Annotated in this window: 13 protein-coding genes and 1 pseudogene; all 14 read right to left on the bottom strand. The window is 67.0% G+C overall.

The window, feature by feature from the left end:
- Positions 1-4: 4 nt before the first annotated feature.
- The 14 genes and pseudogenes from G3446_RS09765 to G3446_RS28010 all read right to left on the bottom strand — a co-directional run bounded on the left by G3446_RS09765 (position 5) and on the right by G3446_RS28010 (position 13,359).
- Entirely contained in the window at positions 5-799 is a 795-nt protein-coding gene (locus G3446_RS09765; protein WP_164452644.1) for an RnfABCDGE type electron transport complex subunit G, read from the bottom strand.
- Positions 796-1,830 carry an RnfABCDGE type electron transport complex subunit D gene (locus tag G3446_RS09760; RefSeq protein ID WP_209262333.1) on the bottom strand — a complete coding sequence of 345 codons (1,035 nt, stop codon included), beginning with the start codon at positions 1,828-1,830 and terminating at the stop codon, positions 796-798. Before G3446_RS09760 ends, G3446_RS09765 begins: the two co-directional genes overlap by 4 nt.
- A gap of 123 nt (positions 1,831-1,953) precedes the next feature.
- A complete protein-coding gene (locus tag G3446_RS09755; protein WP_164452643.1) occupies positions 1,954-2,160 on the bottom strand; it encodes a hypothetical protein in 207 nt (68 codons plus the stop codon).
- On the bottom strand, positions 2,144-2,371 hold the full coding sequence (locus G3446_RS27615) for a PIN domain-containing protein (protein ID WP_209262332.1): 228 nt from the start codon (positions 2,369-2,371) through the stop codon (positions 2,144-2,146). The genes G3446_RS09755 and G3446_RS27615 overlap by 17 nt, the downstream gene beginning before the upstream one ends.
- 222 nt (positions 2,372-2,593) lie before the next feature.
- The gene (locus tag G3446_RS09745; RefSeq protein ID WP_164452642.1) at positions 2,594-7,153 is read right to left on the bottom strand and encodes a 4Fe-4S binding protein; all 4,560 of its coding nucleotides are present in this window, start codon (positions 7,151-7,153) and stop codon (positions 2,594-2,596) included.
- Positions 7,154-7,331: 178 nt separating this feature from the next.
- Complete coding sequence (locus G3446_RS09740; protein ID WP_245232410.1) at positions 7,332-8,174, bottom strand: RnfABCDGE type electron transport complex subunit B; 843 nt, start codon at positions 8,172-8,174, stop codon at positions 7,332-7,334.
- A gap of 128 nt (positions 8,175-8,302) precedes the next feature.
- Positions 8,303-8,551 carry a DUF2442 domain-containing protein gene (locus G3446_RS09735; protein ID WP_164452641.1) on the bottom strand — a complete coding sequence of 83 codons (249 nt, stop codon included), beginning with the start codon at positions 8,549-8,551 and terminating at the stop codon, positions 8,303-8,305.
- Positions 8,552-8,557: 6 nt separating this feature from the next.
- The gene (locus tag G3446_RS09730) at positions 8,558-8,827 is read right to left on the bottom strand and encodes a DUF4160 domain-containing protein (RefSeq protein WP_164452640.1); all 270 of its coding nucleotides are present in this window, start codon (positions 8,825-8,827) and stop codon (positions 8,558-8,560) included.
- 45 nt (positions 8,828-8,872) lie between these two features.
- Positions 8,873-9,292: a zinc ribbon domain-containing protein gene (locus tag G3446_RS09725; protein ID WP_164452639.1), complete on the bottom strand. Its 420-nt coding sequence runs from the start codon at positions 9,290-9,292 to the stop codon at positions 8,873-8,875.
- 7 nt (positions 9,293-9,299) lie between these two features.
- The gene (locus G3446_RS09720; protein WP_164452638.1) at positions 9,300-9,728 is read right to left on the bottom strand and encodes a hypothetical protein; all 429 of its coding nucleotides are present in this window, start codon (positions 9,726-9,728) and stop codon (positions 9,300-9,302) included.
- A gap of 176 nt (positions 9,729-9,904) precedes the next feature.
- Positions 9,905-10,798, bottom strand: a complete 894-nt coding sequence (locus G3446_RS09715; protein ID WP_164452637.1) for a CoB--CoM heterodisulfide reductase iron-sulfur subunit B family protein — start codon at positions 10,796-10,798, stop codon at positions 9,905-9,907.
- Positions 10,795-11,805 (bottom strand): succinate dehydrogenase/fumarate reductase iron-sulfur subunit, encoded by a 1,011-nt coding sequence (locus tag G3446_RS09710; RefSeq protein WP_164452636.1) that lies wholly within the window; start codon positions 11,803-11,805, stop codon positions 10,795-10,797. The genes G3446_RS09715 and G3446_RS09710 overlap by 4 nt, the downstream gene beginning before the upstream one ends.
- A gap of 480 nt (positions 11,806-12,285) precedes the next feature.
- Positions 12,286-12,471 (bottom strand): hypothetical protein, encoded by a 186-nt coding sequence (locus G3446_RS27610; protein WP_209262331.1) that lies wholly within the window; start codon positions 12,469-12,471, stop codon positions 12,286-12,288.
- A 3-nt stretch (positions 12,472-12,474) separates the two neighbouring features.
- Positions 12,475-13,359: pseudogene (locus G3446_RS28010) on the bottom strand (ISAs1 family transposase).
- Positions 13,360-13,488 lie beyond the last annotated feature (129 nt).

Below are 13,488 nucleotides of genomic sequence, written 5' to 3'. Positions count from 1 at the left end.
GGGGTCAGCCTCCAGCTTCCAGCGGCCAGCTTCCAGCCGGTTGCTGCGGGTCGGTATTCGGGGCAGCGCTCGGCGCTGCTGCTTCGTGCGGGGTCGTCGCACTGACTTCGGGCTCCGGAACGGCACGGCGCTTGGCTGGAGGCTGGCCGCTGGCGGCTGGCAGCTTAGAAAGCCACCGCCGGTTGCCCTCGTTGAGGATCCGCACCACCGCCTTGGACGAGATGGTCGCGCCCGTGATGGCGTCGACCTCGTTCGGCGCGGTCGAGGTGCCCTTCTTGACGGCGAGGATCTCCGGGTCGATCGCCAGGCGCTCGAATTCGCCGACGAACTCCAGATCCTTGTAGATCTTGTCGCCCAGGCCGGGCGTCTCGCGGCTCTCCAGGATCTCCATCCCCGTCACCAGGCGCTCGCTCGGCACATAGCCATAGAGCAGGCGAATGGTGTCCTGAAAGCCGGGGCCGGCACTCGGGATGGCGTAGCCGACCAGCTCGCCTGCTGCGTCATAGCCGCCGAAGACCGCCTCTTCCTCGGGGTCCTCCGTGTCCTTCGGCGTTAGCCCGCCGTCCACATAGACCAGGCGCTGGATGTGGTCGATCTCGGGCAGCACCTTGAAGACGGCCTCGCGCAGCACCTTGGCCTGATAGGCCGTGATGGTCGGCAGGGTCGCCTCGTAGACCGAGACGATGATGAGCCCGGAGAGCAGGCCGGCGATGCTCAGGGTCGCGACCAGGCGGGTCGAGCTGGGCTCGGAGTTGGCGCAGCCCGGCGTCTTCAGGGCTTTCTCCGATCCGCCGCTCATTCCTGTCCACCCTGGGGCGATTTGAGTCCCTTGCCGAAGACGCGGGGCTGGGTATAGCGGTCGATCAAAGGGGTTGCAGCATTCATGAGCAGGATGGCGTACATCACACCCTCGGGGAAGCCGCCGAAGACCCGGATCAGCACCACCAATAGGCCGATGCCGATGCCGAAGATCCAGGCGCCCCTGGGCGTCAGTGGCGAGCTGACCGGGTCGGTCGCCATGTAGAAGGCGCCGATGAGTAGACCGCCGGAGAAGATGGAGAAGAGCGGCCCCGGATAGCGCTCGGCGTCGATCAGGAAGAGCAGGCTGGAGAAGGCCGCGACGGCCGCCAGGATGGACACCGGGATGCGCCAATCGAGGTCGCGCCGGAAGGCGAGGAAGAGCCCGCCCAGGATCAACAGCAGTCCGCTGGTCTCGCCGATGCAGCCGGAGGTCTTGCCGATCATCAGATCCCAGAGCGCGGTCGATTCTTGCTGGAACTTCATGAGGCCCAGGGGCGTTGCCGAGGTGACGCCGTCATAGTCGACGTGCATCAAGGGCGCGGCCAGATTGGACGCCGGGACCTGAAAGAAGTCCGCCGAGCCGGTCTGCGCGCTCCAGGTCGTCATGGCGACCGGGAAGGCCGCGAGCAGGAAGGCGCGGCCGACCAGGGCCGGATTGAAGAGGTTGTAGCCCAGCCCGCCCCAGATGATCTTGCCCAGCCCGATGCTGACGACGCCGCCGAGGAAGGCCATCCAGAGCGGCAGCGCGGGCGGCAGCGTCAGCCCGAGCAGGAGCCCGGTGACCAGGGCGCTGCCGTTGCCCAGCTGATCGCGGCGCTCGTCCGCCGGCAGGAAGGCCCATTCGGTCAGGACCGCGCCGCCGATGCAGGCGAGCAGTACCAGCAGGGCGCCGAGTCCGAACATCCAGATGCCGGCAAGGGTTGCCGGGGCGAGCGCGATGAGCACGTCGCGCATCGCCATGGACGTCGTGAGCGGCTGCTTCAGCAGCGGCCCAGGCTGGACGAGGAGCTTGGGGTCGCGGTGTTTCAAGTCGGGGGTACCATCGGGTGTCGGGTGTCAGGTGTCAGGTGTCAGTGGTCAGTGGTCAGTGGTCAGTGGTCAGTGGTCAGTGGTCAGGTCCGGGCTGGCACTCTCCATGCCTTGCTTGCTCAGTCAGGAGCTTGCCCGGCGGCGATTCATGGCCATGGCGCTGATCTCGCTGACGCTGCGGTCTGTCCACAGGCGGCGCTGCCACTCCGTGTAGTCTAAAGGCTCGCGTGTCACGAGCGTGATGAATCGTTCCGCGTCCACCTCTCCAAGAGCGGCGATCAACGCCTCGATACCCTGAAGCCGTAGCTCTGTGTCAGTCGTTGTGCTCATTGATCACCTCGATCATGCCAAGCGGGGTTGCGGCTTTGATTTCTGTTCGAAGCGCTAGCTTTCTTAGGAGCCGATCGTCGCTAGTGACGAAATAGTCCGCGCTGCCTTCAACTGCCGAAGCAACGTGCAAGGCGTCTTTTGTCTTGATGCCGTGAGCAACAAGATCGTTCGCCAGCGCGAGTAGCCTGGGTGTTTCAGACACGTCGACCACTGCGCGCTTTCTCCACATCGCGATAGCAGTGCGCCTTTCTGGAAATGGATTCCGATCGTTTTCGAGGTCGATGATGTATGACCAAACCAGCTCGATCCTCCAGCCGCGATCTCTGCTTGGAGATGCAGTTTTGCCTCGGCTTCGAGCCGGATTCTGATCTGACTCTGAACGTCGAAGGGCCGATTGAAGGCGCAGACGTCGAGGTAGATACGCATGGCAGTCCTAGTCGCGATAGGCGTCTTGACCGCCAAGACCGCGATGATATCCGGCCAGCGTCATGAGTCGCGCGTGGATGTCTTCGCGCAGCTCTTGCTGGAAGGCTGCGCGCAGCTCGGCGATCTGCTGCTCGTAGCGGGCCGCTTGCTCGGCCAGCTCGGCCTGGTGCGCGGCGGCGACGGATGCCTCGGCGGCCTCCTGCACGCGCGCCGTGAAGGGCGTGACCAGGCCCGACAGCTCCTGCAGCACGCGCCAGGACGCCTTGCGCTCCTCGCAGATTCGGGCCAGCTCGGGCGCGACGGCGTAGCGGACCGGGTCCCGTTCCGGGCGCTCGATAGTGACGAACGGGGTCTGTCCCTGACGCTGGCCGGGCTGGAGGGCCAGATAGGCCGGCAGCCGGATGGGCTTGGGCGCATCTTCGGTGAGCGGCGCTAGGTAACCGGCGAAGCGTGACTCGGTCGCTGCCCAATCGGCGGGTGTGATCGGGCCGCCCGCGGTGCTGGGCCAGGTCGCCTGGGGGGCTGGATTGCCGTCCAGGTCGAGCCGCGAGCCGAAGACGCCTTCGGCCTGCGGGTCGTAGATGAAGAGCGGCAGGGTGCGGGTCTCTAGGGCTAGGCGCGCTTGCTCCAGTGTCCGGTCCGTGGCGAAGCCGTGTCGATTCGGGCTGGGTGCGTGCAGATGGATCAGGGCGGGGCCGGGCGAGGCCAAGGCGCCTTTTAGACTGCGCAGCAGATGCTCGGGCGCCCCGATCGAGGTTTGGGCGATGAAGGCATGGCGCTGGCTCAGCGCAAGCTGCGCGAGCTGGATGGCGGGGTCCGGGAGCGCTCTGGGCAGCGCGTCGATTCCAGCGCGGTCGGCGAGCCCCAGGTCCAGCTCGGAGAGCACCAGCACCTTGACGGGCAGTCCGCTGCCGAGCAGCCAGACCAGCTGGGAGAGGCCGCGCCCGGCGAGCATGCGGCTGCTGCCCACAAGCAGCAGGGCCGGGCAGCTCGCGCGCTCCTCCTCGCCGAGGTCGCTCCAGCTCAGTGCGTCCAGCTCCGGCCAGAGGCGTCTGGCGTCGGCCGGCTTGCTCAGCTCCAGGCCCGCCTTGCGCAGCAGGGCCACGCTTTCGGTCGCCTGGCGCAGCTGCGCCTCCAAGAGGCCGGCGGCGAGCTGCGGGCCGTCACCTGTCGGGTCGACGCTGACCGGGATGCGATAGGCGTTCTGCGGAAAGGCTCCGGCGAGGCCGTCGGCGTCCTCGGGCGAGAGCACCAAGCTGACGGCGGCGCGTCCGAGTCCCTGACGGCCCTGGGTGAGGCGCTCCTCGAAGTCCGCGAGCTGGCGCGCCAGCTCGACGAGGCGCTTGAGGCGCTCCGCGTCCAGGGCGCTCCCCATCCGATCCTGGGCCTGGCCGATGAAGGTGCCGAGGTCGGTCTGGCGCGTCTCGATGCCGGCGAGTCCGCGCGCGAGGCCGTCGAGGTCGTTGGCCGGCAGTGCGTCGGCGAGCGTGTCGCGGATGAGCGCGGCGATGCGCTCGCGTGTCTCCGCGACCTGGGCGATGAGCCTTGCGTGGGCGGGGGCCTTATCCGCCTCTGCGACGGCGAGGGCGAGCCTCAGTGCCAGGCGTGCGCCCGAGCCGGACTCCACGCCGTCTCCGCCGATCATGCTGCCGGCCGTGCGCCGGCTCAAGAGACTTGCGGCCAGGGCGCCCATGTCCGCGTCGGCCGCGAGCGCGATGGTCTCGGCATCAGTGTCCGGGATCTGCTCCCAGGCGCGGCGGATGGTCCTGGCGTGCGCGACATCCTCCCGGCGCTGATGGCCCATGCTGAGGGCACCGGGCTCGCAGACGCGGGCGCAGATGCCGCAGCCCTTGCAGGCGGCGGGCTCTACGGAGAGGAAGAGCAGCCGCCCGCTGCCGCGCGTCCGGGATTCGGGGCCGCGGAGCAAGGCGTCGGTCACGGCGACGGGCAGGCTGCCGATGGCCTCCCTCAGGCGTGCGGCGGCGTCAGTCACGGCCTGCTTGCGCTCGGCCGGCAGCGGCATCTTGGCCTCGAGCCACGACAGTGCGTCGTCCAGAAGCCCGCCGAGCGAGCCGGTGGACGCGTCCTCCGCGGCGCAGTTTTGCGCGATGCGCTCGGCCAGCTTGCCGGCGAGCGGCTGCAGGGCGGTCGCCTTGGTCGCCCCAATCAGGGTGTCCAGCAGGCGGCGAGGTGTTGCGGCCAGGGCGCCGATGGCATTGTCCGGGCAGCTCGTCCAGCACTGGCCGCAGCCGGTGCAGAGGGTCGCATCCAGGGTCGGGATGACGCTGCGCTGCACACCGAGGTCGCGGAAGGCCGAGCTCAGTGGGGGGATGGCGCCGAGGGCGAAATAGGGATCCGGCGTCAGCTCATGGGGGCGGCCGGTGCGGTAGAGCACGCCGACCTGGTCCCAGAAGCGCGGCAGGCTGTCGTAGGCGTCGTCACTGTGTCCGAGCGCCCGGGCCACGGCGGGTGCCTGGTCGTCGACCGGCGCCGAAGGCTGCGCCGCGTCCGGGAGCTGGCGATAGTCGACGCGGCGCACGCCATTCAGGCCGGCGGCGAACTCGGCCGCCTTGGTGTCTGGCTTGGTGTCTGGGGACTCCGCCTGCTGCGCGTCCCAGATCGCTTGAAGGCGGCGCGTCGAGCTATCCAGCCAGCCGCGGTCGAGGAGGACGCCGCAGATGGCGCCGAGGAGCGCGGCATCCAGGTCGCCCGATGGTGGCGTCAGGGTGTAGAGGGCGGTCTTGTGCTGCCGCAGCGCCTGCTGCAGCGCGGGATCCAGGCTCGGCCAGAGGATGCCGTCCTCGGCCGCGCCGAGGATGAGCAGGGCGCCTTCCGGGCTAATGTCGAGTAGCGGGTCAGAGCCCTGTGCGGCGGCGTCGAGCGTGAGCACCGAGAGGTCGACCGGCGGCACGCCGCCTGGATCGCGCAGCGCATCGGGTCCAGTCGTGAGGCGGTCGATGCAGTAAGAGCCCCAAGGCTGGGCCGCGAGCGCGGGTCGGCTGCGCAGGCGCCCGCCGAAGAGGGCGAAAAGGAGCGCGCCGGCCTCGGCGGCCAGGCCTTCCCCTCGCTGGCCGGAGCGGCGGTGGATGGCCAGCGTGAGTGCGCGCGAGGGGCGCAGGTCTGGCTCGGCCTGGGTGGCGCGCAGACCGAGCTGCGCCAGGCCCGGGTGATCCCGTTTCACGCGGTCGAGCAGGATCTGACGTTTCGGATAGGGGCTCGATGCGGGGGCGAAGTCGAGGCCGAGATAGCGCGGGATCGGCTGGTCGCGCTTGGCGGCCAGGCAGAGTGCGACCAGGTCGGCGCCACGCAGCGGCAGGCCGCCAAGCCCGTAGATGACGGCATCGGCGCGGAGCAGGCGCAGGTCTGAAAGCTCACGCGTTGGCGCGCCGGCCGCGCGGTGCAAGGCGGCACGCAGCTCGCGCAGCAAGGGCGGATCCTGGTCGAGCGGGCCATCGAGCCGTTCGAGCACCAGGACGCGCTGACCTGGCTTGAGATGGCCGAGCAGTGCATCCGCCGGGAAGGGGCTCAGCCGGCGAATGCCCAGTACGCCGACCTTGACGCGCTCGTGCTGGCGCACCCAGTCGGCGGCGGCCTCCGCCGTTTCGATGGCGCCGCCGAGCGCCAGGAGCACCAGGCTTGCGTCCTCGATGCGGTGGGCGGAGACGCCGGCATGGCGGCGTCCGGTCTCTCGGCCGAGATCCGCCATCGCTTGCTCGATGGCGTCCGCGATCTCGGTCGCGAAGACGGCCTTGGACGCCGCGGACAGGCCCCAGATCTCCGGTGCCTGCGGCGAGCCGAGCAGCACGGGGCGCTCCGGGTCTTGGCGGCGCGGCAGGCGTCTGCGCTGCTCGCCGAAGACCAGGCGCTGCACGGCGTTGGGTGATGCGATGGCATCGCCGGGCTTGCCGACGAAGCGGGCGATCATCTCAGGCGCGGCGAGCCGCACGTCCTGCATCGCGAGCGCGGTCTGCTCGGCGTCCATCGCGACGATGCCAGGGACCAAGGTCTGTTCGGATACCTGGCGCGCGATGAGGCTGAAGTCGACCGCCTCCTGCGCATTGGCGGCGACCAGCACGAAGCAGCCCGTGCCGCAGGCCAGGTGCAGGGCCTCGTGCCCGCTTCCCCTGACCTGGGCGGGGCCGGGCAGGGCGCGATTGGCCAGATGCAGGACCAGAGGGGCGCCGAATCCGGCGGCGGACCGCAGCTGGTCGAGGGCTGCGGCGAGATCGGCGGAGGATAGGAAGACCGTCGCCCGCGCCCCGCCCAGGGCCGCGCCGAGCGCGCTCGCGACGGCGCCCCGCGCCCCTTCCGCGCCCAATGTTCCCAGCGCGCTGCCGAGCTGGTTGCGGCAATGGCGGCGCTGCTCGCCACGCCAGGCGAAGTCGGCCGTGTCGGCCGGAAAGGAGGCGCCCAGACCGGCGACCTCGCTGATGGCGGCCTCCGTGACCGCGACCGCGGTGTTGCCGTCGAGGGCCGTCGGCTCCCCGGCATAGGGGCCAGAGACGCGGGCAGGGGCGCCGAGCACGCGGCTCAGCAGGCGCAAGGCGCTGTTCGAGAAGCTGGCCATCAGAAGGCTTCTCCTACCGGGCTCGACAATCTGCTCGTCGCACTGAACCGATCCATGAGCGCTACAGCAATCACACGCAGGTCAGCAATCACACGCAGGTCTTCAATTCGGGCTCTGAACATTACCATTCTCTTGCACGGCATGGCGCCTGCACCAGCGCCATCTGGATGTCATCGAGTCAGCTGCCCTGCGAGGCGCGGCCAGTCGACTCTTGGAACTGCTTGCCGACGATCCACTGAATCGCGCCGGTCGGACAGCGGAAGGTGGCGTCCGGACGCGCGGGTGCGCCGGATGCGTAATCGATGCTCGGCCGATTGTCCTCCATCCGGATCAGGCCTGGCGCGGCATCCGCGGCGCAGCGGCCGCAGGCGTCGCAGGCCGCCGTGCAGAGGGACAAGGCCATGTCGCCGGCCAGCGGCGTGCTGCATTGGACGAAGAGGTGATGCGTCTCCGAGACCAGCTCGAAGAGGTCACGGGGACAGGCGTCGACACAGTCGCCGCAGGCCGTGCAGGTGACCGGGTCCACCACCGGCAGGCCGTTCGCGCTCATCTCGATGGCGTCGAAATCGCACGAGCGCATGCAATCCGCCAGCCCGAGACAGCCCCAGGAGCAGCCCTTGCCGCCGCCGGAGACGACCGAGGCCGCCCGGCAGCTCTCGAACCCCTGATACTCGGCGATCTGGTGGGCCTGCGCCTTGCCGCCGGCACAGTGGAGTCGCGCGACGCGGCGCTCGCGGGCGCCCGGATCGACGTCCAGCAGCGCGGCGACCGCGTCGATGATGTCGGGGCTCGCGACCGTGCACTGGCCCGGCGAGCTCTGCCCGTCCACCAGCTTCTCCGCGAAGGCGCGGCAGCCCGGCTCGCCGCAGGCGCCGCAGTTGGAGCCGGGCAGCAAGACCTCAGTCGCGTCGATGCGAGGGTCCTCCGCGACCTTCAGATAGCGGTAGGCAATCGCGAGGACGAGCGCGAAGGAAAAGCCGAGCCCGGTCATGATGGCTGGGGCGATGATGTAGTTGTTCATGCTGGAGTGCTTCGGCTCAGACTCGGTCGTCGGGCCCCAGGTTGGTGCGAACGGCTAGCCCCTGTGACCTGGCGTCTGGAGCTTTGCAGCTTATGCGATTGCGGTATCTCGGTTTCTGATCCAGGCAGCTAGGCCGTTGCCTGAAGCTTGATCGAGTCGAGGTAGAGGGTGTCCGGGCAGATATCCTGCTCGTGCGGCCAGGCGACGGTGCCGTCTGCCACCCTGGCTTGTTGGAAGTAGTGGCGGTCACGCAGCTCGCTGAAGACGCCGAAGCCCAATAGATGCGTGCAATCGTAAACCCCCTGCTCCCCATTGGTGAACTGGATGTGCAGCTTGTAATCGGGGCAGGCAGAGACCGCCTTCACTCTCGGGTTCATAAACCATTACCTCAGTGGCTCGATCTTGTAAGGCTGTTGTCCGGATGCAGCCAACTGCCAGTTTGCGACGAACTCATCGCGATGAATCTCTATCCACGCCTGCAGAAGTTTCATCTTGGATGCGGGGATGCCTCCGTCGAGTACGTCCCCCTCAGGGATGGCGACGATCACCTCGTCATCCTGGTACTTGACGTGGATGTGCGGTTTCTTGTGCTGCCGGTTGTCCATGAAATACATGTAGACGATCAGTCCGTAGAACATTGATATCGCAGGCATCGGTCAACGTCTCGTCAGGGCTCGGCTGCAAGCGGTGCTGTCGACTCAGCCAGCCGGGACATACGACAAGAGATCGCTCAAGCGCACTACGAGCTGCCCGAAGCCGCGGTCGACGTAGATGCCGATCTGAGCGATACAGGAGTAGGCGATCGCGAACTGCGCGACGGCGTAGCCGGCCAGGGTGAACTGGCTGAGGCTGAAGAGGCCGATCCCGAACTGGGAGATGTTGATGATCCCGGCGCCGAACTGGCCGATCGAGATGAAGCCCACCGCGGGCACGGGCACCTTGTTCGGGCGGAACTTGAAGGAGATGTGCAGCAGCGGCAGGCCCAGGACCCTCGCCTCGGACTTGTACTCGAAGCCCCAGCCGTCCCATTTGGCGCGCGCCGGATAGGGCGCGCCGCAGGATGGGCAGCTGAAGGCGTTCTCGCTGACCTCGTGCTGGCACTCTCGGCAGGGTTTCATCTTGGTCTCAACCCTCGAGATAGACCGCGGAGGTGTCAAATGCCTCCTCCGGTGTTCCAAACCAGGTGCCGTTGTCGAAGAAGCTCGGCTCGTACTTGTCTTGGCTATAGGTATAGAAGGCCATGCTCCAACGACCCTCTTCGCCGAAGTGGCGCAAGCGGCACAGATGTACCGGAGTGTTGCGCAGTCGCTCTCGGTATTCCTCCGCAGTTATACCGAGGGCCTCGGAATCGAAGTCGGGGGCGACGAAAGGCTCGACGTAGGCGTCGATATAGCAGAAGCAGCCGCGAAAGCGGACGTCGATTCGGTTGAATTTACCGCTGTAGTGCTTATCCGCGTGCTCGACGATCCGCTGGCGGATCTCGGGCTGGAGCGCCGGAGGGATCTTAACGCCTCCGGATTGTGGGTCGAAGGTCCAGACCTGTCTTGGCATCATCGTTCCTAGCAGTCTTTGGAGGGACGCCGCATGATCAATGGGCGTGCAGCGGGGTCACCCGTTCAATACGTGCCAGCTGAATCTCCTACAGCCTTTATCATAAGCGCAGCGGAACGGACGGGCGAGAGTGGCGTCGATCGGTTAGGGGCCGTCGGCGTCGAGACTGCCGGTTAGCTTTACAGCCGCACATTCACCGGCACCGTGTGGAAGTCCAGCTTCATGTCCTCCGGGCTCATGCCGCAGGCGAGCCCGACCAGCTCCGGGAGGTAGAGCACGGGGAGCTGGAAGGGCTTGCCGGCGGCGGCGAGCGCCTTGGGCTGGACGCCGTCCAAGTTCTTGAAGCACAGGGGGCAGGAGGTCACCATGAGGTCGACTTCCTGCTTTTGGGCGCCCTCGAGGACGACGCCAGTCATGGTCTTGGAGAGGTCCGGGTTGGGCCAGGCGACATGGTAGCCGCAGCAGTTGTTGCGGCTCTCGTAGTCGAGGCACTCGGCGCCCAGGACCTGCAGGATGTCTTCCAGCGAGGTGGGATTGTGCGACGACTCGTACTCCTGGATGTCGGCCGGGTTGCGGGTGTGGCAGCCGTAGAAGGAGGCGACGCGCAGTCCATGTAAGGGATGCGTGACGCGCTCGCCGAGCTTGGTGAGGCCGACGTCGTGGGCGAGGATGTAGAGCGTGTGGGTCAGCTCGACCTCGCCGCTGTACTGGATGCCGTCCTCGGCCAGGATGGCGTTGACCTGGTCGAAGAGCCGGGCGTCTTCGGCAAGCCGTTTCTTGCAGTTGGCGATGACGTTGAAGCAGGTCGAGCAGGGCGTGAAGAAGGGCAGCCCCATGCGCTCGGCGCAGGCCATGTTGCGGGCGTTGATGGCCAGGGATGCCAGCTCCGAGCGTTCCTCGATGACGCCGGCGCCGCAGCAGACGGCGTCCGCGATCAGCTCCAGGGAGACGTCGACCTTGTCGAAGACCTGCTGCAGGATGTCGAAGAAGCGGGCGTCGGCGCCCTGGAAGCAGCAGCCGGAGTAGAAGGCGTAGCGCCGGCGGCCATTCTCGTTGTCTGGGGGCTGGGTCATTGCTTGTCCTCTTCCTCCTCGATCTGGCGCACGCGCTCGAAGATCTTCGCCGCCCCGTCCTGGCCGGGCAGGGTGCAGACGCGCCGGGTCGGCTCGATGCCGTGCTTGGTCAGGGCGGCCTCGGCGGACTCGATGGCGTCCCAGCCCTTGGTGCCGAAGACGACCACGGGCAGCATCGGCTTGTTCACCTGACCGAAGCGCTCGATGTCCGCGACATAGGCCTTGGCGCGGCGCGAGCCGGGCGTGTCGCGGATGCCGTCTTCCATGGTGAGCTTGCGGGCACGGCGGACGGTGTCGGCGGGGCGGGTGTCCTTGGGGCAGACCTTGATGCAGCGCCGGCATTGGACGCAGGACCAGAGCCCCTGGTCGATGGCGGCCTGATCGCGGATGCCGCGGAAGTCGTCGCGGACGTCGATGGAGAAGCGGTAGGCCTTGGCGATGGTGACCGGGCCGGCGTAGCTGGCGTCGGCCTTGAGCGAGGAGCAGGCCGAATAACAGGCGCCGCAGAGGATGCAGTCGGTCAGGTGGTCGAAGCGGTTCAGCTCGTCCTGCGACATGAGGGATTCCTGCTCGAGCGCCTCCGGGATGCGCTCCGGATTCTCGATCAGGTAGGGATGCATCTTGGCGAGCTTGTCGATGATGGGGTCGATGTCCACCACCAGGTCGCGCAGCACGGGGAGATTCGCCATGGGCGTGATGGTGACCGAGCCCTTGCCGAAGTCCTTGAGGATGGGCAGGAGCTGGGTGCTGCAGGCGAGGACCGAATTGCCGTTGACCCGCACCGTGCAGGAGCCGCAGATGGCGGAGCGGCAGAAGGCGCGAAAGGTCAGCGTGCTGTCCTGCTCGTCCTTGATCTTGCGCAAGGCCGCGAGCACCGTCATGCCGGTCTCGACATTGAGCTTGAAGTTGTCGAAATAGGGCGAGGCGTCCTGGCCCGGCATGAACCGCTGGACCCGGATGTTGGCGAGCAGGCGCTCGCGCTTGGGAGTGATCTTTCCTGGAGTCATGCGTATTGCCCCTTGACTGATATCAGCCACTCGGCGGAGTGCATCGGCCAGTTCGTGAGTGTGTCCGGAGTGTCGCCGTGCTCGTGATACATTTTGGGATATCCCAGTCCAAAAATGACTGCGCTCGGCGACAGCCTTTTCGCCCCGATTCGCCCTGCGTCCGTGGCGCTACGTCGACCTCTCGCACGCTCGAGGCCGGCTTCGCACCACTCCCTCAAATGGCTTGACGGCGTGTCGGATGCGCTTGCATATGGCCTACGCGGCTCCGGGATCTCGTGGACCTGTGGTCTACGGCGACCCCTTCGCCACTTCGGCCATACGCCCGCGCCGACGCCTATCGGCGACTACGCGCCTTCGCTTCGCTCTCCCTGACGCGCAACGAGTGTCAGGGCAGTCGCATCAGGTTTTTCTAATATTCGAGGCCTTGGAGGCTGTCTTTTGTGGCCTGATTTTCGGCGCCTCGAGCAGCAGCTTGGTGAGCTAGCGCTGGTCCCAGCCGGCTTTCAGTCGCTTGCTCTGGATGCCGAGCTGGGTGCCGTCGTGCTGCACGCGTGTCAGGGCGATGCGCCGAATCAGCGCGAGATTCTCGCGCGCATCGGGATCGCGCACCCGCGAGGCGTCCTCGTTGAAGGAGACATCCAGGCTCCAATGCAGCTGATTCTCCACGCCCTAGTGTCCACGCACCGCCCGCGCGAAGGTTTCGACATCGGTGCCGATGCTGCCGATATAGAAGCGCGTCTCGCGCGTGGTCTTGCCATTGATCGTGCGCTCGGACTCCACCATCCCGATCATGCTCATGGCCTCCCACAGGGCGCTGCGCGGCACGCCCGAGAGGTCGCCGAGGGTGCGGTAGCGACGGATCTCACGCCGTCCATGCCCCTGCTCGGTGGTCTCCAGAAACTGGGACTCGACATCCGCATACTCACGCGCATCGGCCTCGATGAAGGCCTCCTCGACCTCGGCGGCCAAGGTGCTCTGGTTGCCCTTGAGTGCCAAGACATCGTCACCTCCCTGCGCCACAATCTGCGCGGCGATCGCACTCTGACAGCCCATGGCATCGATGGTGACAATGCACCCGCTCAGGTGCAGCAGCTCCAGCACCTGCGGGATGGCCGTGATCCCATTGGACTTCGCATCCGTCGCCACTTGTCCGAGCACCACCCGATTGGCCGTCGCTCAGGCGCTGACCAGATGCAGCGCCGCCAATCCCTGGCCGCGTGCATGCGAGCGGCGCAGCGTCTTGCCATCGATGGCAATGATCTCACCCGGAATGACCTCCCGGATCGCCTCGACCCAGTCGCGAAAGCACGCCTCGAACGCCTCGGGCTGCAGCAGACTGAACACCCGTCCAAAGGTATCGTGGGCGGGGATCCCGTCCGGCAGCTCCAGAAACTGGCTCAGCCAGGCCCGTCTCGCGCGCCCAAGCTCGGCGATTTGCACCCAGCCATCGGCCCCGCAGAGGGTGCCGGCGATGGTAATCACGATCATGTCGAGCAGCTTGTGACGCCGCTTGAGCGCGCAGCGCGGATCCTCCAGCGGGGCAAAATGCGTCATCAGCGAGCGGTCCAGGGTCATCTCAGGCATCGGCGGCAGCACATCATCAGCAAATACGGGCGACGAAACTTACCGACCCTATCGATATTATCCAGTAGTAATCGCTAATATTTTGATGCGATTGCCCCT

Source organism: Thiorhodococcus minor (assembly GCF_010820565.1).
Taxonomy (GTDB): domain Bacteria; phylum Pseudomonadota; class Gammaproteobacteria; order Chromatiales; family Chromatiaceae; genus Thiorhodococcus; species Thiorhodococcus minor.
Note: the sequence above shows the minus strand (reverse complement) of the source record. Positions and strands in the feature narration are given on the sequence as shown.